Raw genomic sequence first — 20,411 nt, 5'->3', positions numbered from 1 at the left:
GCGTCCATGGCGAGCCGGGCGAGCCCGGCCACGTCGCGCGGGCAGCGCCACTCGTCCCGCGGGCCCCCGCCTCACATCGCCGTCACCTCGTCCGCCGCGCCGTGACCCAGGAGGTCGTGGAGGAGCGGGGTGGCGGGCAGCGACGGGTGGAGGTAGACGTGCTCGCGGCGCTGTTCGACGGCGGCGAGCAGGGTGCGGAAGGTGGCCTTCGCCTCCTCCTCGCGCCCGGCGTGGTGCTGGGCCTGGCCGAGCAGGCCCAGGTGGAGCGGGTGGCGCAGGCGGGTGCTGGATCCGCGCAGTTCGGCCAGCGAGGAGTGCATCAGGCCCAGGCCGTCCGTCTGTCGCCCCGAGTGCGTCAGGCCCCAGCCTTCGAGCAGGCCGAGCATCGCCTTCCAGTAGAGCAGCCCGTGGTCGCCCGCCAGCCGGACACCCTCGGCGGCGGAGGCGCGCGCCGTGCGGGCGTCGCCCTCCCAGGCCGCGATGACCGCGTCCACGTAAAGGGCGAAGGACCGGTCGGAGGGCCTGCTCTCGTACTCGGTCAGCCGCAGCAGCTCGCGGCGGCGCGCCCCCGCGGTCCGCCGGTCGCCCAGCAGCCAGTGGGTGAAGGCGTCGTACGAGCGGCAGGAGACACGCGGGTCGTGCTGGAACGTACGGGCCAGCGAGTGGCCCTCACGGGCGAAGTGGTCCGCCATCTCGACACCGCGCTCCAGCTCGGCCAGCGCCTGCGGCAGTTGGCCGCGGACGTGCAGCACGATGCCCTCGCCGTACGCCGCGCCGAGCACCGCCACGGGCTCCTGGGAGCGCTCCGCGATCTCCCGCAGCAGTCCGGAGAACTGCCGGGAGGCGTCATAGCGGCCGGTGACGAGATAGGCCGCGCACAGCGCCCAGAGCACCGACGGGTCCTCGGGCGCCTGGGTGTCCGCACTGAGGGCGCGGCCGCGCGAGAGCTCCGTCTCGGCCTCCGGGTGGCCGTAGCCCCGGGTGGTGGCCAGCACCTGGCCGAGCTGGATGTGCAGCCGCTGTTCCAGCCGCAGGGTCGACGGGTCGTCGACGGGCAGGGTGCCGACCAGGTGCACCGCCCGGCGCAGCCAGGTCTCCACCTGTTCGTACGCCAGCTGCTGTTCGGCGTGTTCGGCGGCGCGCAGCAGCCGGGGGAGCGCCTGCTCGGCGGGCAGCGCGTTCTTGGCGTGCCACGAGTGGTGGGCCACCCGCTCGATCTCCTCGTCCGCCACCTGGCCGGGCCTGCGGGGGCACAGGGCCCTGGCCACCCGGGCGTGCAACCGGTGCCGGTCCTCGCGCGCGAGCTCGTCGACCAGTGTCTCCCGCACCAGGGCGTGGGCGAAGTGCAGCCGCTCGGGGCAGTGCGGGTCCTCGCCGAGGAGCCCGGCGCGGATCGCCGACTCCAGCGCCTCGGCGACGGGTTCGTCCTCGGTGGCGGTGCGGTGCAGCAGATCGGAGTCGATCTCGGCACCGATGACCGCGCACAGCCGAAGGACGCGCAGGACCGGTTCGGGCAGCGCCGCGAACCGCTGGTGCAGGGCCTCGCGCACCCCGGTCGGGATACGGGCGAGGAGCACGTCCACCGCGTCCGCGCGGTGCAGGCTACGCGCGTTGTCCAGCAGCGACAGAAGCTGCATGACGAAGTACGGATTGCCCTCGCTGCGCCGGTACAGCACCTCGACGACCTCGGCGTCCACGCCCGGCCCGGCCTGCGCCCAGACCAGGGAGGCGACGGCCTGCCGGGAGAGCCCGCCGAGCCGGAGGGTCTCGGTCCTGGGGCCGCGCAGGATCTCGGTGATCATCCGGCGCACCGTGGCGTCGGTCTCGACCTCCAGCTCACGGGCCGTCAGCACGATGCCGAGCGGGTGGCCCTGGCGGCGGATGCTGAGCAGCCTGAGCAGGTCCAGGGAGGCGGTGTCGGCCCAGTGCAGGTCTTCGAGGAGCAGCACGAGTGGCCGCTGGGCGGCCAGGGTGAGCAGGACCTCGCAGACCGCGTCATGGGTGAGGAACCGCGCCTGGCCCCAGTCGGAGCCGCCGTCGGGACCCGCCGAGCGCTCGGGCATCAGGGGAGCGAGCAGGGGGCCGAAGGGTTCCGTCGCGCGGCGGAAGGCGTCCGGGCGGGTGGTGGAAAGGCGCCGCAGGACCTGGGTCCACGGCCAGTAGGGCGGCACGCCCTCGCCGGGGAAGCAGTGGCTCCAGATCACCTCCAGGCCGGCGCCCTCCGCGTTCTCGCCGGCGGCCTCCAGCCGTGGGGCGAGTTCGAGGAGCAGACGGGTCTTGCCGACACCGGCGGGGCCGAGGACACCGGCCACGTGTCCGTGGCCGACGAGCGCGCTCGTGGCCGCGGTCGTCAGGCGGTAGAGCTCCATGCCGCGGCCGGTGAACGGTGAGGGGGTGCTCGCCCGCTGGAAGTCCGCCTGGTCGGTGGCGGCCCGGGCCGTCGTGTCCTGCGCGGTGCCTCCGGCCGCGGGCTGCTCCGTAGGCTCCCGGTCGCTCCCGGCGGCGCCGGGCTCCCCGGGCCCGTCGGGCGCACCGGTCCCACCGGCCTCGCCGCTCCCCGCGGGCTCCCGTGCCGCTGGGGACGAGGGGCCGTCGCCGGCCTTCCGCTCCCCGGAGCCGTCCGTCTGCGCGGCCGTACGCCTCACCGCCCGTACGGGCCCGGGGTGTTCGGGGCGGGGCTCGCCGGTGGCCCCGCACGTCTCCGGCTCCTGGCGGAGGATCGCGGTCCGGATCCGCCGGAGCTCGGCGGCGGTGTCCACGCCGAACTCCTCGACCAGGTGGTGGCGGGTCCGTTCGTACACCTCCAGCGCCTCGGCCTGCCGTCCGAGCCGGGACAAGGCGGTCATCAAGTGGCCGACGAGGCGTTCCCGCGTGGGGTGGCGGCGTGCCTCGCGGTCCAGTTCCGCGGCCACTTCCTCGGCCGCTCCCAGGGCCAGCCGGGCCTCCGCGCAGGACTCCACGGCGGTGAGCCTGACCTGTTCCAGCCGCGTGCCCTCGTCGCTGAGCGGCGGGTGGCCGTCGAACTCCGCGTAGGGCGAGCCGCGCCACAGCCCGAGCGCCTCGGTGAACCGGTCGCGGGCCGGGAGCGGCTCGCGTCGTTCCAGGAGCCGCCGCCCGTCGGTGACCAGGCGCTCGAAGCGGTAGACGTCGATCTCTTCGGGATCGAGCTCCAGGACGTACCCCGGGGCCCGGTGGCGCAGCACCGACGGGCGGCCGGGCCCGTCCGCGGGGTGCAGGGCGCGGCGCAGGTGGGAGACGTGGCTCTGGAGGGTGGCGACGGCCTGGCGCGGTGGTTCCTCGCCCCACAGTTCCTCGATGAGCTGTTCCGTCGGCACCACGCGGCCCAGGCGGATGAGCAGCAGGGCCAGCAGCGCGCGCCTGCGGGGCGGTCCGAGAGGGAAGTCCCGCCCGCCGTGGCGTGCCGACATGGGACCCAGAACGCTCAGCAGGGGTTCCACGGAGGTCGTCGGCGGACTCGGTATCGGGGATGTGGGCATGTGGATCCCAATCGTTCTCGCACGCGCGACTGTGCTGACGGATGGTCGACGCCGGTCGGCCGCCCCCGCCGAATTGTGATCTTGGCATAGGAAACGGCGCATTCCAAGATCACAACCCAGCGGTCGGCAAGCTATCGGCAAGGATTCCGCAGGGGTTCCGTCGAGGACACCGGAATTCGGCCACAGTCGGCGGCAAGGGGCCGCCAGCGTCCGGACCAGGGGTCCGCAAGGGCGGTGACGCAGGATTCCCGGTGTCGGGAACCACCGCCGAAACAGGAGCACATGAAGCGGCTGAAAACAGCCGTCGCCGCGCCCTCCCCTGAACCGCCGGGACACCGAGAGGAATTCACCTGAAGAGCATCGCCGTGCCGTTCGCCCGCCGTGATTCCGGCGGCTCTCGCGAAATCGTGCCGCCCGGGGCCCGCGACGGGATCGAGCGCGCCCGCGCCATTCCCGACGAGCACCGGATCAGGCTCGCCCCGCCGAAGATGCCGGCCGCCTTCCGCTCGCGGTTCACGGCTCCGGCACGCGATGAGCCCGGCGCCTTCCGCAAGGGCTTCCACGTCTCCCCGCCGCGGGCCACGGTGATCGCCGGCCTCACCGCCCGGCCGTACGCGGAGCGGGACATCGCCGTGACGCCGGGCGAGCGGATCTCCGGTTCGGTGAGGTGGCCGGGAAGCATCCGCTGCCTGTCGGAGCGCACCTCCGCCGACGACTGCCGGCAGGTGGGCGAAGCGAAGGTCCTCACGCGCGTGGCCGAGCAGCTCCGCACGGCCTCCACGACCCCCGCCCGCGTGGCGGCGCGGACACGGCCCCGGCTGTTCCGCGCCGCCTTCGCGGGCGGTGACGAGCGCGCCCGCGCCGGCCTGACCGAACAGCTCCCGGACGTGCCCGTCACCGCCATGACCGGCGAGGACGAACGGTTCACCCCGGCCGGCGCCGACGCCCGGCAGCGGGAGACCGCCCGGCCCCCGACCACCCGCCGGTTCCCCGGTGACCACTTCTTCGTCCGGGCCCCGTGGCCCGCGCCGGCCCGGGCTGTCCGCTCCGGGCCCGCGGTCGCGTGACACCGCGACCCGTACGGCGCGGCGTGCACGGGCGCCAGGGCATCGGCGCGCGTCCAGACCAGCCATCCGACGGTGAGGACACCATGAAGCACGAAATCAAGAAGTACATGGAAGAGCAGCTGATGTTCGAGTTCGACTCGGAGATCACCGAGGACACCGACCTGTTCAAGGCGGGCATCCTCGACTCGTTCGGCTACCTCCAGCTGATGGCGCACATCGCGAAGGAATACGACGTCTCCTTCGGCAAGGACGAACTCCTCAGCAACATCATGGGCTCGCTGAACGGCATCGCCGAGTTCGCCGACGCCGCCCGCGCGCGGACCGTCGGGAGCCGGTGATCCGATGTGCGGCATAGCCGGCTTCCACGGAAGCTCCCTGCACCCGCAGGAATACCAGCACCTGATCCACGACATGCTCGCGCAGATCGAGCACCGCGGCCCGGACGAAGCGGGCTGCTTCCTCGACGACCGCCTGGCCATGGGCACGGTACGGCTGGGCGTCATCGACCCGGTCGGCGGCGCGCAGCCGGCCGGCAGCGCCGACGGCCGCTACTGGCTCTGCTACAACGGTGAGCTCTACAACTACCGTGAGCTGCGCGCCGAACTGACCGCCCGCGGCTTCACCTTCCGCACCGCCTCCGACACCGAGGTCGTGCTGGCCGCCTGGGCCGCCTGGGGTCACGACTGCCTGCCCCGGTTCAACGGCGCCTTCGCGTTCGCCGTCTTCGACACCACCACCGGTGAGCTGCACCTGGCGCGCGACCGGTTCGGCAAGCGGCCGCTGTTCGTCGCCCGGCACGAGGGCGCCTGGCTGTTCGCCTCCGAGATGAAGGCGTTCCTGGCCTACCCCGGCTTCACCTTCGAGTTCGACGCGCGGCAGCTGTCATCGATCTACGGCACCTGGGCACCGCTGCCCGGCCAGAGCGGCTACCGCGGGATCGAGCAGATCCCGATGGGGGAATACCTCTCCGTGCGCGGGGACACGGTCCGCCGCGGCCGCTGGGCGAGCCTCGACCTGACCGCGGGCCCCGCACCGGAGTCCGAGCAGGAGGCCGTCGAGCTGGTCCGCGCGGAGCTCGAGGCCGCGGTCGACGTGCGGCTGCGCAGCGACACCGAGGTCGGGGTCTACGCCTCCGGCGGGCTGGACTCGTCCGTCATCGCGCACATCGCGGCGCGGCGGACCGACCACCCGCTGCGCATGTTCTCGATCGAGTACGAGGACCCGGAGTTCGACGAGTCCGCCGAACAGGCCGAGCTGGCCGAGCACCTCGGCACGCGGCACTCCACGGTGCGGGTGACGGACTCCGACATCGTCGACACCTTCCCGGAAGCGGTCCGGCACGCCGAGGTGCCCGTCTTCCGTACCGCGTTCGTGCCGATGTACCTGCTGGCCCGCCATGTGCGGAGCGAGGGCATCAAGGTCGTCCTCAGCGGCGAGGGCGCGGACGAGGCCTTCCTCGGATACGGCATCTTCAAGGACACCCAGCTGCTGTCGGCGTGGCACGAGATGGACGACGACACCCGCATGCGCAGGATGGGCCAGCTCTATCCGTACCTGCGCCACTTCAACGGCGCGGACGGCCACCGCCGCATGCTGGAGCTCTACCAGCAGTTCACCGAGGAGAACCTGCCCGGCCTCTTCTCGCACCAGATGCGCTTCCAGAACGGCCGCTTCGCCGCACGCCTGCTGCGGGAGCCGGGCGACCCGTTCGCGGCCGTCACGGAGCTGGTGGCCCGGGAGCCCGGATACGCGCGGCTCTCGCCGGTGCAGAAGGCGCAGTGGCTGGAGTTCCGCACGCTGCTGGGCGGCTATCTGCTGTCGACCCAGGGCGAGCGGATGGCGCTCGCGCACGGCGTCGAGAACCGCTGCCCCTTCCTGGACCCCGCCGTCGTCCGCCGGGCGGCGTCCCTGAACCTGCGGTTCGGGGACTCCTTCGACGAGAAGTACCTGCTCAAGCGGGCCTATGCTGATGTGCTGCCCGAACGGATCGTCAAGAAGGGGAAGTTCCCCTACCGCGCCCCGGACAGCGCCGCGTTCGTCCGCTCCCGCCCGGACTACCGCGAGCTGCTGACCGACTCCGACACCCTCGACGAGATCGGTGTGCTGGACCCGCACTTCGTCGGGCGGCTCACCGACCGCGTCTTCGACAGCCCGCCGGAGGGGATCGGCACGAAGGAGAACCAGGCGTTCGTCTTCCTCGCCTCGACGGTCTGGCTGCACCACTGGTACGTGCGTGGGTACGCGCGCCGCCACGCTCCGCTCGGTGTCCCCTTGAAGGTCGTCGACCGGCGCGGCCTCGCCCTGTCGGCCAAGGCGGAGAGTGTGCTGTGAAGAAGGCGACCGGCCTCCCGCCGGGAGCCAGGACACCGCCCTCGTCGGCCTGTCCCCGCGACTGCCCGGCGCGCGCACCCGCGAACTTCGGTCTGCACGGGCCGCCGGCCACCTGGTAGGAGGCCGCGGCTCATCCCTCCCAGCGCGCGGTGCGGGTCCTCCGGGAGTTCTCCCGGCCCCCACAGGACCCGCCCCGCGTCGGTCAGCTTCCTTGCAGCACCTCGTCGGCGAGCTCCTTGTCGAGCGCGACCCGCACCAGCGCCGCCGCGAAGGCCGGGGCCTGCTCGCGCTCGACCAGGCGCGCCAGGGCGCCGGGTTCGCGCGGCAGCCCGAGGCGTTCGGCTCCCTCGCCGGCCTTGCCGTCGAAGCGCGGATACACCTCGGGCCACACGCCCTGCACCTCCCGCAGGAAGATGTCCGCGCCCGTGGGCCCGAGCCCCGGGAGCTCCTGGAGCAGCTTCCGCAGCCGCCCCGTATCGCCACCCGCCTCCTCACGCAGGCGCCGGAGGTCTCCCCGCCACCGGTCGAGCAGCAACCGCGCACCGTCCCCCAGCTGGGTGGCGGTGCGCTCGTCGTAGCGTCGGTAGCCGCCCTCGCCCAGCGCGTCCACACGCTGCTGCCAGGTCGCCTCAGCCATCCGCCGTGGATCCTTCATGCCCGCTTCCGCCAGACTGCGCGCGGTGTCGACCGCGACGGAGGCCCGGATCCGCGCGCTGAGCAGGCAGGCCAGCACGAGCAGCCGGTACAGCGGCTGCGGGGTGTCCCGCAAGCGGATGCCGGCCTCTTCGGCGTACGTCTTCCCATGCGCCCGCAGCAGCGCGGCGGCGGTCTTCCGGTTTCCGGTGCTCATGTGACGAGTGTGTCCCGGAACGTCCTCCGTCGCGCGCAACCCCGCGCTCGTGTCCTGCCCGGAGCGGGGCAACCCTTCCGTGCCCTCGTGGGCCATACGTCATGTAACTCCCGTTGAAGCCCTCGAGGATGGAAAGGGAGAAACAGATGACGTATCCGTCGATGCGCCGCATGGCCGCCGCCGGCGCGGTGGTCCTGCTGGCCGGCTCCGGGGCGCTCCTGGCCGCGGCCCCGGCCGGAGCCCAGGACACCCAGGCCGGGGCGCCCGCCGCGCCGGCCGCCGTGGCCGCGGCGCCCAAGGGCAAGGTGGTCTCCAGACTGCCCCTGTCGATCCGTGAACAGCCCATGTCCACCGCCAAGTTCCTCGGCGCGCTCAAGCCGGGCACGGTGGTCGGGCTGTCCTGCAAGAAGCACGGTCAGAACGTCGCCGGCAACGACCTGTGGTATCTGCTGGCCACCAAGCCCGGCTATGTCGCGGCACGCTATGTGGAGAACCTGTCACCGGTCCCCCTGTGCAAGAAGTGACAGGAGTCGGGTGACAGGACCCGGATGACGGGGCGGCAACCCTCGTGGGCTGTCGTCCCGGTGCGGTGGTGCCGGGCGGTCGGTGGTGCCACGGTCATGGTGCCTCCGACGGGCTCACCTGCTCCATGGCCGCCGCCGTCCCGCCGCCGTACAGAGCCTCGCCCATGGGGGAGTCCTCCCCGCTGACATGGGCACGGACCGAAGCGAGGTAGTCCTCACGGCGGATGAGCCCGTCGCCGTCCGTGTCCAGTGCGCCGAAGGCCGACGTGATACTGCTGACCGGGTTCCCCAACGCCGTGCGCAGCAAGGTGAACCCCGGCAGGTCCAGAGCACCGTCCCCGTCGGTGTCGACGAGGTCGAACAGCCCGCCGAGCACCGGCTCGCAGACGGTGTCGAACGCCTCGGCTCCCGCCCACGCCGCGTACTCGTCGAAGGTCACCTTTCCGTCGCCGTCCGCGTCCATCGCCGCCCAGGCGCCCTGCCCGGCCGCCAGCGCGGTGATGACGAGAGGGTCGTCCTTCGCGCGCCCCGAGGCCCGCGTCACCCGCTCGGCTCGCGCGGCGTACTCCTCCTGGGAGATGATCCCGTCCCCGTCCGCGTCGAGCATGGCGAAGACGAGCCGCTTGGCGGCGGTTTCGTTCACTGAAGCACCTTCTGTCGCATGGGGCCGGGAGCGAGAGCCGCGTCCCGTCCGGCCGTGCCTACCCGCCCGGCCGGACTTCAAGGCGGCCCGGGGAGCCCACGCGGAGCACGTGGTGCCGACACCGCGCGCGGGAGCGGACGCGCGCGGCCGGCCCGAGCCAACGAGCCGGGGCGGCGACGGCCTCAGGGGGGTAACTCAGGGCCGACAGCGTCAACGAGCCCTGGAGGTTGCATGATCGGCAGGCGTGGTGCGGCGGTGGCGTTGAGTTCCCTCGTCCTGGTGGGCTCGTCGTGGGCGGGGGCGCCGGCCGGGCAGGCCGACGAGGGCAGACACAGAGCGAGCGTCCTGTGCCAGGGCCCGAGCGAGAGCACGTACGACCCGCCCTTGACCTCAACGTCGCGCGAAACCCGCGTACGCACGGAGGCCCACTACGAGTGCACCGTCGCACCCGGCCGGACCGTATCGGCCACCGGCTCCTTGGACGGGGTGTCGCCGACAGCGTCCTGCGACGGACTGAGCAGCCCTCGCGTCACGGAAGTCGTGCGGTACGCCGACGGCGAAAGGTCGCTGATCGACTACGACAGCGGTACCACCATCCGTACGGCCGCAATTCTCGACGTCCGGCTGACCGGCCGGGTCGTCGAGGGGCGCGGCGAGGGACAACCGGCCGAGCGGGACGTGTTTCTCGCACCGCCCCACCAGTCGCCCACGGAATGCGCCGGCTCCGGCATCACGGGAAACAGCGGCCAGGCGCAGCTGAAGGTCCAGCCGTGACCGCGGCCCGGGCGGGGATCCCCACCGAGCCCATCGGAAGCATCCCCCGGCCCGCCGAGCTGCTCGCGGCCATGACGGCCCACGCCGACGGCCGGATCGGCGACGACGAACTCGCCGCCGCCCAGGACCACGCGGTCCGCGACACGGTCCGCCGCCTGGAGGAGGCCGGATCGCCCGTCGTCACCGACGGCGAACAGGCCAAGCCCAGCTTCGCCACCTACCCCCTCGCCGGGCTGAAGCACCTGGCACCCGACGGTGCCGTCATCCCGTTCGCCGACGGACACCAGCGGCAGCTTCCCCGCCTGACGGCCGGACCGCTGCGCTACGCCTCGCACGCCGACCGCTATCTGCGGGCCGCCGCCCGGCACGCGACCGTCCCCGTCAAACAGGCCGTCATCGCGCCCTCGGCGCTCAGCCTTCTCTACCCGGCGGACGGCATCGACGGCTACTCCCGTGACGCCTTCCTCGACGATCTCACCGCGGAGGCGGAGACCGACATCCGTGGTTGCCTGGACGCCGGCGCCCACGTCGTCCAGCTCGACTTCACCGAGGCCCGCCTCGCGCTGAAACTCGACCCCAGCGGTGGCCTGCTGGAGCAGTTCATCGCGCTCAACAACCGTGTCCTGGAGCGCTTCTCCGCAGCCGAACAGGCGAGGATCGGCGTGCACAGCTGTCCCGGCGGCGACCAGGACTCCACCCACAGCCTCGACGTGTCCTACGCCGGGTTGCTCCCCGGGCTGCTGCGGCTCAAGGCGGGGAACTTCTACGTCCAGCTGGCGAGCGAGCCGGAACCGGAGAAGGCCCTCGGGGTCCTCGCCGACCATCTGCCCGACAGCGCCCGGGTGTTCGTCGGGGTCATCGATCCGATCGACCCCCGGGTCGAGACCCCCGAGGAGGTCCGCGACCGGGTCCTGACCGCCGCCCGCCACCTGCCCGTCGACCGCCTGGGCACGTGCGACGACTGCGGCTTCGCACCGTTCGCCGACGACACCTCGACCTCCCGCGATACGGCCTTCGCCAAGATCCGCGCCCGCACCGAGGGCACGGCCCTGGCCACCCGGGACCTGTTCGGCTGACGAGACCCAGGACCCGCCCCACGCCGATGCGACAAGCCTCGGCGCGGGACGGTCACTCGGCCTGTCGGGCAGTGCGCCGGCCGTCCGGGTGACGCCGCCGGGTCCTCGGTCCCACCCCGCCGGTGTTTCAGGCGCGCTCGGCGGCGAGTGGGCCGTCGGAGGTGAAGGCCAGCGCGGCGAAGCGTCCGGCCATGCGGCGGTGGGTGGGGGCGTCCGGGTGGAGCTGGTCGGGGAGCGGCAGTTCGGCGAGGTCGGCCTCGCCGTAGAGGTCGCGGCCGTCGAGGTAGTGCAGGTGCGGGTCGTCGGCTGCCCGCTGCTTCACGAGGCGGGCCAGCTCATCGCGGATGACGTTGAGTGTGAGCTTCCCGGCGGCCCGTTCCGCGGGGTCGCCCGCGGCCCGGAACCGGAGGATTCCCGCGCTGAGGTCGCTGAAGTCCGGGGCGCTGGGGCCGGGGGTGTCCTCGTGGATGGGGCACAGGATGGGCGAGATCACCAGGAGCGGTGTGGTGGGGTGCCCCTCGCGGATGGTGTCGAGGAAGCCGTGCACCGCCGGGCCGAAGGCGCGCAGACGCATCAGATCGGTGTTGACGAGGTTGATGCCGATCTTGACGCTGATCAGGTCGGCGGGGGTGTCCCGCAGGGTCCGGGCGGTGAAGGGGTCGAGCAGGGCGCTGCCGCCCAGGCCCAGGTTGGTCAGTTCCACGCCGCCGAGGGAGGCGGCCAGCGCGGGCCAGGTCGTGGTGGGGCTCGCGGCGTTGGAGCCATGGCTGATCGAACTGCCGTGGTGCAGCCACTTCTTGCGGCCGCTGGCCGGCGCCGTCTCGACGGGAGCGTCGGTGCGCAGCGCGACCAGCTGGGTGATCTCGTTGTACGGCAGCCAGATCTCGACGTCCTTGACGCGGTCGGGCAGGCCGGGGAACCGGACGGTGCCGACGGGGCCGGGCCGGGTCTCGGCGGAGCCGGATGCCATGTCCACGGTCAGCACGTTGCCGCCGGACGCGTGGGACTGCCCGGCCAGGCGGCCGTCGACGAGCAGGTCGTACACGCCGTCGGGCCGCGGCGGGGCGCCCTTGTAGACCATCTTGGTGGGGAGCGTGTCCAGCTCGACGACGGTGGCGCGGGTGCGGAACACCAGCCGTACCCCGGAGGGCTGGGCCTCCACCATGGCCAGCTGCCCGTCGGCGCCCTGCGCGCGGGCCCGGGCCGGCAGCCGGTGCGGAAGCACCCCGTGCTCGGTGCGCTCCAGCTCCAGGGCGCCGCGCAGGAGCTCCGCGGTGATGGGTGTGGTGATCCAGTGGGCCGTCGCGGGGGCCTCGGGAATGTCGTTGAGCCGGTTGTTCATGCGCACATTCTGCCGGTGGGACGCGTGGTTCACCCAATGAATTCCGGCGCGCTCCCTGGAGACCGGCAGCTCGGCCCCGACCACATCTCCGCCCTCGGCCTCGTCCGCTTCGCGGCCTCGTCAACTTCGGTGTCGAGCGTCAGCCCTACGACACGGCGTTCGACCCGACTGCCGCCGCACACCTGCCGAGCCACACACTCCGGCGGGCAATCGGTCACAGTCCGACGCGACCTTGTCGAATCTGACAGGTTGTCCGGTCTCTCGTGAAGCGCTCCGACGGCTTGAACACACACCCGCATACAGGCCAACCCACCACACCGCCCACCGGCCCCGGCATCCTAGTAAAAGGCCCGCTGAGCGCGGCCTAGCATGGCCCACATTTCGGCGGCTGTCGCCCCGTGGCCGATGCGCGGGAAGTCGGCAGCCCGATCGTGCGGAGGCACCCGTTGAGCTCGGAACAAGAGTGGGACATCGTCTCGGGAATCGGCATCACGGCACTGGCGGTGGCCGCCGGCAGAGCTGTCGAGACGACTCGGGCCGAAGCCCTGGCGAAGGACCCGTACGCGGCCCATTTCATCGAGGAGGCCGACTCCCCGGTGCCGCTGCCGACGACCGTGGCCGAGGCGACGGCCATGGAGGGGGAGGCGGGCACGCCGGGCGTGGATACCTATGTCGCCGTGCGTACCCGTGCCTTCGACGACTACTTCCAGCGGGCCCTCGACGCCGGCGTCACACAGATCGTGTTGCTCGCGGCGGGTCTCGACACCCGGCCGTTCCGGCTGCCCTGGCCGGGAGGCGTCGTCGTCTTCGAGATCGACCAGCCTCGGGTGCTGGACTTCAAGGCGAAGGTCCTGCGGAAGTACGGTGCCACCACGGCCTGCGACCACCGGCCGGTGCCCGTGGATCTGCGGCTCGACTGGGCGGCGGCCCTGGAGAAGGCGGGCTTCGACCGCGCGCGTCCGACCGCCTGGCTCGCCGAGGGCCTCCTGCCCTACCTCCCGCCCGAGGCCGAGGAAGGTCTGTTCCACGAGATCCACCGCCTCTCCGCGCCCGGCAGCCGGCTGGCGGTGGAGTACGTGGGGGACATGCGGCAGGCCCTGGACTCCGACGTGATCCGGGACAACGCCCGCAGCACGGGCGTCGACGTCTGCGGCCTGCTCCACACGGACCAGCGGCCCACGCCGGGAGCGCGCCTGTCGGACCTGGGCTGGGAGACGCGGGACGTGCCGGCCCCGGAGGCCGCCGCGGGCTACGGGCGTCCGCTGGACCCTGACTTCATCATGAGAAGCGCGGTGTACGTCTTCGCACGCCGCCCGTGATCTTCCCGGCCGGGTGCGCCGCGGCCACCCGGCCGGCGTAGGAGAGAGCGACGTGGAGCTCCGTCACGGCGGCAGGTCCGTCCGTGGGAGGCAGCCGCGCTGTACCGCGTGGACCCCGGCCTGGAAGCGACTGCGTGCGTCGAGGTGGGTCATCACCGCGGAGGCGATGCGCCGGGCGGTGCGGGTCGAGACACCCAGTCGTTTGGCTATCGCCTCGTCGGTGTGACCCTGGGCGAGCAGGCGGAGGGCCTCCGCCTGCTGGCGGCTGAGGTCGGAGGGGGAGGGCCGGGGCGAGGTTCCCCAGGGGGCGGCGGATTCCCACACCGTCTCGAACAGGGCACCCAGCGCTTCGACGACGTCGGTCGAGGCGATGGCCACGGCGCCCGCTCCGGAGCCCTCGTCGCACCGGACGATCAGGGCGACCCGCCGGTCGCAGATGATCATCCTGAGGGGCAGGGAGGGCGCCGTGCGGACACCGGCGCCCAGGGAGGCGAGCCACTCGGCGTGGGCGGCCCTGTCGGGATCGAGCCGGACGCTGTCCATGTACACCGTCCGCGAGGGAACGCCGCGGGCGAGCAGCCGACGGTGCAGCGGGCGCAGTTCCACCGGTTCGGGGGCCGTCCGGCGGCCCGTGGGGGCGAGGACCCGGAACTCCTCCTCGGTCTCCTCGCAGACGGCCAGCGCGTAGTCGCGGATGTCCGCGGCCCCGTTGAGGTGCAGCACGGTTCTGTCGCCCAGGGCCGGGGCCGCCGGGGGAGCCTCGGAGATCAGTTCGGCGACCGCGACGCGGCTCGCCTCGACGCGCTGCTGCTGTGTCGCCAGTTCGGCCTGCTGACGGGCGAGCAGCAGGCTCAGGCCCAGCTCCGGTCTGACCGGATCCACCTGCCGGTCCTCGGGGGAGGTGCGCAACAGGCCCAGTTCGCTGAGCCTGTCGAGCGCGCCACGCAGTTCGGGCTCCGCGAGTCCCAGGCGGGCGCAGAGGGTGCGGGCACCCGCGCCCGGGGCGGCCAGCATCTCGCGGTAGACGGACTCGGTGGTGCGGTCCAGTCCGAGGATGTCGAGCACGATGCCCGTTCCCTCCCTGATCCCATCGACGTCAGAGCGTTCATAGCGTGCCCGGCGGGAGAAATTGCATGCCTGCTACAGGTGTTGCCTCGTCACGGTGCCGCTTTGCCGGACATCCGGCTCACGACCGGCATCGCGGACGCTTTAGGACATGGGCGGAACGGGCCCGGTCCTTCGCATTGCCGCCGCGCTGCCGGGCTCGTCATGGTCGGGGAATGTATCTCGTTCATCTCCACCTTCGCGCACTCGATTCGGAGGGAAGAATTCCGAATCGAGTGGCCATGGCCCTGACCGAGTCGGCGACTCCCCGGGACGGGGTCGAGCACGTCGTCGTCCACGCCGAAGCGCGGCCGGGACCGGTCGTCGGGCTCTTTCTCAGGGCGCCCGATCTCCGTACGGCCGAGGCCACGGCACAGGCGCTCTGGTTCCGTGCCCGGTCCGCCCGGTCCTGGCTCAGGAATTGGGAGTTACGGGGCGCCGAGGCGCCTTTGCTGCCGCTCGACGTCTCCTCCGAGCACGATCCGCCGCCGGACTGAACGGGCTGGACCGGAGCTGGACTGAACAGGACAGGGGCCGGATCGGTCCAGAGCCGAATGCTTGTCAATACGAAGGCACCCCGTGAAGCTCTTGTCCATCAGCGAAGCCGCATACGGAAATCATGGCTGGAGGGCGGATGGGCGCAACGGAAGTCCGCGTTCAAGGAAACCCCGTGTCCGAGCTGGCCGAACGGTTCGGCACCCCACTTTTCGTCTACGACGGCGAGGTCCTGGAGCGCACCTATCGTGAACTGCGCGACGTGCTACCGGAATCCGTGGACATATTCTTTTCCCTCAAGGCGAATCCGAACATCAGCGTCTGCGCCTTTCTGGGACGGCAGGGAGCGGGTGCCGAGGTCTCCTCCTACGTGGAGCTCCTGACGGCTCTCCGCGCCGGGATCGCGCCGGAGGACATCATCTTCCTGGGCCCCGGAAAGGACCGGCGCGAACTCGAAGCCTGCGTCGACGCGGGGATCCACGCCGTGGTCTGCGAATCCCTGGAAGAACTGCGGCAGCTCGACGAACTGGCGGGTGAGCGGGGCGCCGAAGGGCGCCGGGCCGTCCTGCGGATGAACCCCGCCTTCTACAGCAAGGGCTCCGGGCTCGCCATGGGCGGCAAGCCGCGGCAGTTCGGTATCGATCAGGAGACGCTGCGCCGTTCGAAAGGGGTCGTGTCCGGTCTGCGGCACGTGACGGTCACCGGTCTGCACGCCTATATGGGCACGCGCTTCCTGGACGCGTCGGACGTGATCCGCAACACCGAGCAGATCCTGGCGGCCTCCGAGGAGCTGGCCGGTGAACTCGGCATTCCGCTGGAGACGGTGGACTTCGGCGGCGGCCTCGGCGTCGCGTATTTCGACAACGAGACCGATCCGGATGTCGCCGCGCTGGGCCGAGGGCTGCGCGCGGCGGTGGAAGGATTCGGTGAGCGCCATCCCGGCTGCCGTCTGATCATGGAATTGGGGCGCTATCTCACGGCGCCGGCGGGCACCTACGTGGTGAAGGCCCGGTATGTGAAGGAGTCCATGGGGGACTGGTTCGTCGTCGCGGACGGCGGCACCCATCACCACATGGCCGCCGCCGGTGTGGGGAGTTTCGTCAAACGCAACTTCCCGGTCCGGCACCTGACCCGGCCTGACGCTCCGGTGACGCGCCGCTATTCCCTGACGGGCCCGCTGTGCACGCCCAACGACGTCATCGCCAAGCGTGTTTCCCTGCCGGAGGTCAGGCCAGGGGACCTGCTGGGGGTCGAGCGGTCGGGAGCGTACGGCCCCAGCGCCTCGCCGGGACTCTTCCTCAGCCACGGCTTCCCGGCCGAGGTGCTGGTCCACCGCGGCCGGGCCACGCTCGTCAGGGAACCCGACTCCGCCGAGGAACTGCTGGCCAGACAGCGGCTGGCCGACTTCGGCCCGGACACGTGAACGCCGCCGCCCCGGCCGGGGCGAAGACGGCGGAGACGGTCGGCGTCGGCCTCGACGTCCTCGACCGCGAGGAGCTGCGCAGGCTCGTCACACGCCCCTGGTTCCTCCGCTTCGCCTTCGCGCCCGAGGAGCTGACGGCGGCCGCGGCGATGGGGGAGGAGCGCAGGCTGGAGTTCCTGGCCGGCCGCTTCGCTGCCAAGGAGGCCGTGCTCAAAGCGCTGGGCACCGGCATGCTCCAGGGCATCGCCCCCCGGGAGATCTGCGTCGGCCGCGCGGACGACGGCTCCCCGCGCGTGAGCCTGCGCGGCCGCGCGGCAAGGCCCAGGGGCCTGTCCGTCGCCGTGTCCATCACCCACAAACGCGACGTCGTCGCGGCGGTCGCGATCATCCGGCCGCACCCCACGACGCCGAAGACGAGAGGAAACCCGCGCCATGCCGCCGCCCGGCGATGACGAGGAAGCGCCGACGACCGCGCTGCTGCGCGTGCGCATCGGCGAGGAAGACGCCCACTACGGAGATGGGCTGGTCGACGGAGCACGCGTCCTGCGGCTCTTCGGAGATCTCGTCACCGAGATCACGATCCGTACGGACGGCGACGAGGGCCTGCTGTCGGAGTACACCTCGATCCGCTTCAGCGCCCCCGTCCACCCCGGCGACTACATCGAAGCCACCGCCCGCCTCACCCGCACCACCAGGCTGCGCAGAGTCGTCGAACTGGAGGCGCACAAGGTCATCGCGGCCCGCCCGGAAGCCACGGCGAGCGCCGCCGAAGTGCTCCGGTCGCCCGTCCTGGTGTGCGCCGCGACGGCGACCACGGTCATCCCCGTGAGGAAAGCCGCGAGGAAGACCACAGGCAAGGCCGCAAGGAAGGCCGTGAGGAAGACCGCGGGGAAACCCGTGAGGAAAGCAGCCGCCCGCAAGGAGAAGTGATGCGCCCAGCGCCCCAGTTGTTGCACGAATTGCTGGACGAGGCGGCCCGGAGCCGGCCGGACGACCGCGCCCTGACCACCTCGGGGACGACCCTCACCTATGCCGGACTCGCCTCGGCGAGTGTGCGGGCCGCCGAGGCCCTGCGCACGCGAGGGGTCGGGCGCGGCGAGCGCGTCGTCGTGTCGGCGGACGACGGCGCGGTCGTCGCCGTCCTCGTCTACGCGGCGTCCCGCCTCGGCGCGGTCTTCAGCGTGCTGCACGAGCAGGTCCGCGGAGCACCGCTCGTCCACGTGCTCCGTGACTGCGAACCCGCCCTGATGGTCTGCGACGACCCCGCCGCCGCCCGTACCGCGGCCGAGTACGCCGTCCCCTTCCTCGCCGCCGGTGAACTGCTGGCCGCGGCCCTTGCCGACGGCGCGGCCCCGGAAGGCGGCCCGCCAACAGCCCCCGAGCCCCTGACAGTCGACCCCGCCTGCCTCATCTACACCTCGGGCACCACATCCCTGCCCAAGGCGGTGGTGAGCACCCACCAACAGATGCTCTTCGCCGCCACGGCCATCCAGGAGTGCCTCGGCTACCGCGCGGACGACGTCCTCTACAGCCCCCTCCCGCTCTCCTTCGACTACGGCCTCTACCAGCTCTTCCTGGCCGCCCTCAGCGGTGCTCACCTGCGGCTCGGCACCGCGGCCGAAGCCGGGCCGCCACTGCTGCGCAGCCTGGAGGAGACCGGGGCGACCGTGCTCGCCGCCGTCCCCTCGGTCGCCGACCGGCTCGCCTGGCTGCTCCGCCGCGGCGAGGGCAGGCTCCGGCGGCTCAGGCTCCTCACCACCACCGGCGCGGCCCTGTGCGAGAGCACGACGACCGCGCTGCGCCAGGCCCTGCCGGGCCTGCGGATCCAGGTGATGTACGGGCTCACCGAGTGCAAGCGCACCGCCATCATGCCGCCGGACGGCGACCTGGAACGGCCCGGTTCCTGCGGGCTGCCGCTGCCCGGCACCGAGGTCTACGTCCTCGATGACGAGGGCCGCCGCCTGCCGCCCGGCGAGACCGGCCAGTTCGTCGTGCGCGGCCCGAACGTCATGGCCGGCTACTGGCGCCGGCCCGAGCTCACCGCCGAGCGGTTCTTCCGCCGGGACGGGCTCTTCCCCGAACTGCGCACCGGCGACTACGGATGGCAGGACCAGGACGGCTACCTCTACTTCTGCGGACGCCGCGACGACCTCTACAAGGAACGGGGCTTCCGGGTCAGCGCGACCGAGGTGGAGGCGGCCGCCCGGCGGGTCACCGGAGTGGCCTCCGCCGCCGTGCTGCCCCCGGAGGGCGGCCGGACCGCGCTGCTCGCCGTCGTGGCCGACATCAGCCCCTCGGAAGTGCTCGACCACCTGCGCGAACACATCGAGGAGTTCAAGGTGCCCCGCCGCTGCGTGGCACTCGACACCCTGCCGACCAACGGGAACGGCAAGGTCGACCGCCGCGCGCTCGCGGCTCTCGTGGAGAGCCGGACAGCCCGGTGAACGCACACCGACCCACCCCGCACAAGGAGTTGTGATGAACCGTCAAGACGTCGTCCAGGCCCTCGAAGCCGCGCTCACCGATGTGCTGGACCGGCCCGTGTCCGGCCTGACGGGAGAGGTCCGGCTCTTCGACGACCTGCACCTGGACTCCACCACCATGCTCGAAATGCTCATGGCCCTGGAGGACTCCATCGGGCTGGAGGTGGACCCGGAGGAACTCGAGGTGGACGACTTCGAATCCGTGGCCACGTTCACCGATTTCGTCCTCGCCGGGCGCCCCGCCGGGAAAACCTCCGCGGCCTGACCCGCGCACCCGGACCGCATCACACGGACATCACACGGAAAGGAACACCACCATGATCGTGCGCTCCTTCGCCGACATCGAGAACACCGACCGGCACGTCAAGGGCAAGAGCGGCACCTGGGAGAGCAAGCGCATCGTGCTGGCCAAGGAGGGAGTGGGGTTCTCCCTCCACGAGACGACGGTCTACGCGGGCACCGAGACCGCCATGTGGTACGCCAACCACATCGAGGCCGTCCTGTGCGTGGAGGGCGAGAGCGAGCTGACCGACGAGGAGACCGGCGAGAAGTACTGGATCACCCCCGGCACGATGTATCTGCTCGATGGTCACGAGCGGCACACGCTGCGGCCCAGGACCGACTCGCGCTACGTCTGCGTCTTCAACCCACCGGTCACCGGCCGGGAGGACCACGACGAGAACGGCGTCTACCCCCTGCTCACCGAGCCGACGGGCATCTGAGGGAGGAGGGTCCTATGACCGTCACCACCGGCACACCGACACCCCGCGCCCACGTCGTCTACCGGCCGCCGGACCCCGGCGACGCGCTCACCGTATGGGACATGGTCGACCGCAGCGACGAACTCGACAACAACAGCCCGTACTACTACGCCCTGTGGTTCCGGGACTTCGCCGCGAGCTCGCTGGTCGCCACCGTCGACGGCGAGATCGTCGGGTTCCTGACCGGGTACCTCAGGCCCGAGCAGCCGGACACCTACATGGTCTGGCAGACGGCGGCCAAGCCGCGGCACGGCATCCCCTTCCTCGGCGTCAAGCTCTTCGAGGAGGCCGTCGGACGGGCGGCCGGCGCGGGCGCGCGCTATGTGGAGGCCACGGTGTCCGCCGACAACAAGGCGATCATCATGGTGCTGAGGAAGCTGGCCAGGTCCCACGCCGCGGAGATCGAGACCGAGGTGCTGTTCCCGGCAGATCAGTTCCCCGGCGAGCACCACGACGAAGTGCTCTACCGCATCGGCCCGCTGTCCGCACGGTGACCACGCGCCGGGGGGGGGGGGGGGGGGGGGGGGGGATGGGGGGGGGGGGGGGGGGGCAGGGGGGGGGGGGGGGGGGGGGGGGGGGGGGGGAGGGGGGGGGGGAGGGGGAGCGTACCCCCCCCCCCCCCCCCCCCCCCCCCCCCCCCCCCCCCCCCCCCCCCCCCCCCCCCCCCCCCCCCCCCCCCCCCCCCCCCCCCCCCCCCCGGCCGTGGTGGCCCGGCCGGCCGC

Annotated in this window: 20 protein-coding genes; 15 read left to right on the top strand and 5 right to left on the bottom strand. The window is 72.3% G+C overall.

What is annotated here, in order from left to right; genetic code table 11:
• Positions 1-71: 71 nt before the first annotated feature.
• A complete protein-coding gene (locus ACZ4A5_RS24720; RefSeq protein WP_467588239.1) occupies positions 72-3,428 on the bottom strand; it encodes a BTAD domain-containing putative transcriptional regulator in 3,357 nt (1,118 codons plus the stop codon).
• A 434-nt stretch (positions 3,429-3,862) separates the two neighbouring features.
• Between ACZ4A5_RS24720 and ACZ4A5_RS24715 the strand changes: the two genes are divergently transcribed.
• The 3 genes from ACZ4A5_RS24715 (at position 3,863) to asnB (ending at position 6,895) form a co-directional block, all read left to right on the top strand.
• Positions 3,863-4,564: a hypothetical protein gene (locus ACZ4A5_RS24715; RefSeq protein WP_467588236.1), complete on the top strand. Its 702-nt coding sequence runs from the start codon at positions 3,863-3,865 to the stop codon at positions 4,562-4,564.
• Between the two features lie 83 nt (positions 4,565-4,647).
• Complete coding sequence (locus ACZ4A5_RS24710) at positions 4,648-4,902, top strand: acyl carrier protein (RefSeq protein WP_467588232.1); 255 nt, start codon at positions 4,648-4,650, stop codon at positions 4,900-4,902.
• A 4-nt stretch (positions 4,903-4,906) separates the two neighbouring features.
• Complete coding sequence (gene asnB / locus ACZ4A5_RS24705) at positions 4,907-6,895, top strand: asparagine synthase (glutamine-hydrolyzing) (protein ID WP_467588229.1); 1,989 nt, start codon at positions 4,907-4,909, stop codon at positions 6,893-6,895.
• 202 nt (positions 6,896-7,097) lie between these two features.
• Here the strand turns inward: asnB and ACZ4A5_RS24700 are convergent, their stop codons facing one another.
• Positions 7,098-7,745: an HhH-GDP family DNA glycosylase gene (locus ACZ4A5_RS24700; RefSeq protein ID WP_467588226.1), complete on the bottom strand. Its 648-nt coding sequence runs from the start codon at positions 7,743-7,745 to the stop codon at positions 7,098-7,100.
• A 146-nt stretch (positions 7,746-7,891) separates the two neighbouring features.
• Here ACZ4A5_RS24700 and ACZ4A5_RS24695 point away from each other — a divergent pair, with 146 nt between their 5' ends.
• Complete coding sequence (locus ACZ4A5_RS24695) at positions 7,892-8,269, top strand: SH3 domain-containing protein (RefSeq protein ID WP_467588223.1); 378 nt, start codon at positions 7,892-7,894, stop codon at positions 8,267-8,269.
• Between the two features lie 94 nt (positions 8,270-8,363).
• Here the strand turns inward: ACZ4A5_RS24695 and ACZ4A5_RS24690 are convergent, their stop codons facing one another.
• Positions 8,364-8,912 carry an EF-hand domain-containing protein gene (locus tag ACZ4A5_RS24690; RefSeq protein WP_467588220.1) on the bottom strand — a complete coding sequence of 183 codons (549 nt, stop codon included), beginning with the start codon at positions 8,910-8,912 and terminating at the stop codon, positions 8,364-8,366.
• A 231-nt stretch (positions 8,913-9,143) separates the two neighbouring features.
• Between ACZ4A5_RS24690 and ACZ4A5_RS24685 the strand changes: the two genes are divergently transcribed.
• Both ACZ4A5_RS24685 and ACZ4A5_RS24680 read left to right on the top strand, forming a co-directional pair.
• Complete coding sequence (locus ACZ4A5_RS24685) at positions 9,144-9,686, top strand: hypothetical protein (RefSeq protein WP_467588216.1); 543 nt, start codon at positions 9,144-9,146, stop codon at positions 9,684-9,686.
• The gene (locus ACZ4A5_RS24680) at positions 9,683-10,762 is read left to right on the top strand and encodes a cobalamin-independent methionine synthase II family protein (protein ID WP_467588213.1); all 1,080 of its coding nucleotides are present in this window, start codon (positions 9,683-9,685) and stop codon (positions 10,760-10,762) included. The genes ACZ4A5_RS24685 and ACZ4A5_RS24680 overlap by 4 nt, the downstream gene beginning before the upstream one ends.
• Before the next feature lie 127 nt (positions 10,763-10,889).
• Here the strand turns inward: ACZ4A5_RS24680 and ACZ4A5_RS24675 are convergent, their stop codons facing one another.
• Entirely contained in the window at positions 10,890-12,104 is a 1,215-nt protein-coding gene (locus tag ACZ4A5_RS24675; RefSeq protein WP_467588210.1) for a GDSL-type esterase/lipase family protein, read from the bottom strand.
• Positions 12,105-12,550: 446 nt separating this feature from the next.
• Here ACZ4A5_RS24675 and ACZ4A5_RS24670 point away from each other — a divergent pair, with 446 nt between their 5' ends.
• Entirely contained in the window at positions 12,551-13,423 is an 873-nt protein-coding gene (locus ACZ4A5_RS24670; protein ID WP_467588207.1) for an SAM-dependent methyltransferase, read from the top strand.
• Positions 13,424-13,486: 63 nt separating this feature from the next.
• On the opposite strand, the gene ACZ4A5_RS24665 is transcribed toward ACZ4A5_RS24670, so the two are convergent.
• The gene (locus ACZ4A5_RS24665; RefSeq protein WP_467588204.1) at positions 13,487-14,488 is read right to left on the bottom strand and encodes a helix-turn-helix domain-containing protein; all 1,002 of its coding nucleotides are present in this window, start codon (positions 14,486-14,488) and stop codon (positions 13,487-13,489) included.
• 281 nt (positions 14,489-14,769) lie between these two features.
• Here ACZ4A5_RS24665 and ACZ4A5_RS24660 point away from each other — a divergent pair, with 281 nt between their 5' ends.
• The 8 genes from ACZ4A5_RS24660 (at position 14,770) to ectA (ending at position 20,183) form a co-directional block, all read left to right on the top strand.
• Positions 14,770-15,024: a hypothetical protein gene (locus tag ACZ4A5_RS24660; RefSeq protein ID WP_467588200.1), complete on the top strand. Its 255-nt coding sequence runs from the start codon at positions 14,770-14,772 to the stop codon at positions 15,022-15,024.
• A 122-nt stretch (positions 15,025-15,146) separates the two neighbouring features.
• Positions 15,147-16,445, top strand: coding sequence for a type III PLP-dependent enzyme (locus tag ACZ4A5_RS24655; RefSeq protein ID WP_467588197.1), 1,299 nt, complete (start codon positions 15,147-15,149; stop codon positions 16,443-16,445).
• Complete coding sequence (locus tag ACZ4A5_RS24650; RefSeq protein WP_467588193.1) at positions 16,442-16,897, top strand: holo-ACP synthase; 456 nt, start codon at positions 16,442-16,444, stop codon at positions 16,895-16,897. Before ACZ4A5_RS24655 ends, ACZ4A5_RS24650 begins: the two co-directional genes overlap by 4 nt.
• On the top strand, positions 16,878-17,375 hold the full coding sequence (locus ACZ4A5_RS24645; RefSeq protein ID WP_467588189.1) for a hotdog domain-containing protein: 498 nt from the start codon (positions 16,878-16,880) through the stop codon (positions 17,373-17,375). The genes ACZ4A5_RS24650 and ACZ4A5_RS24645 overlap by 20 nt, the downstream gene beginning before the upstream one ends.
• The gene (locus tag ACZ4A5_RS24640; protein ID WP_467588185.1) at positions 17,375-18,889 is read left to right on the top strand and encodes a class I adenylate-forming enzyme family protein; all 1,515 of its coding nucleotides are present in this window, start codon (positions 17,375-17,377) and stop codon (positions 18,887-18,889) included. Before ACZ4A5_RS24645 ends, ACZ4A5_RS24640 begins: the two co-directional genes overlap by 1 nt.
• Positions 18,890-18,923: 34 nt before the next feature.
• Positions 18,924-19,193 carry an acyl carrier protein gene (locus tag ACZ4A5_RS24635; RefSeq protein ID WP_467588183.1) on the top strand — a complete coding sequence of 90 codons (270 nt, stop codon included), beginning with the start codon at positions 18,924-18,926 and terminating at the stop codon, positions 19,191-19,193.
• A 52-nt stretch (positions 19,194-19,245) separates the two neighbouring features.
• Entirely contained in the window at positions 19,246-19,650 is a 405-nt protein-coding gene (locus tag ACZ4A5_RS24630; RefSeq protein ID WP_467588179.1) for an ectoine synthase, read from the top strand.
• Between the two features lie 14 nt (positions 19,651-19,664).
• A complete protein-coding gene (gene ectA, locus ACZ4A5_RS24625; protein WP_467588176.1) occupies positions 19,665-20,183 on the top strand; it encodes a diaminobutyrate acetyltransferase in 519 nt (172 codons plus the stop codon).
• Positions 20,184-20,411: the final 228 nt, after the last annotated feature.

It is taken from the genome of Streptomyces sp. NPDC025618 (assembly GCF_055558795.1).
The sequence above is the reverse complement of the archived record's forward strand: the minus strand, read 5'-3'. Positions and strand labels throughout refer to the sequence as shown.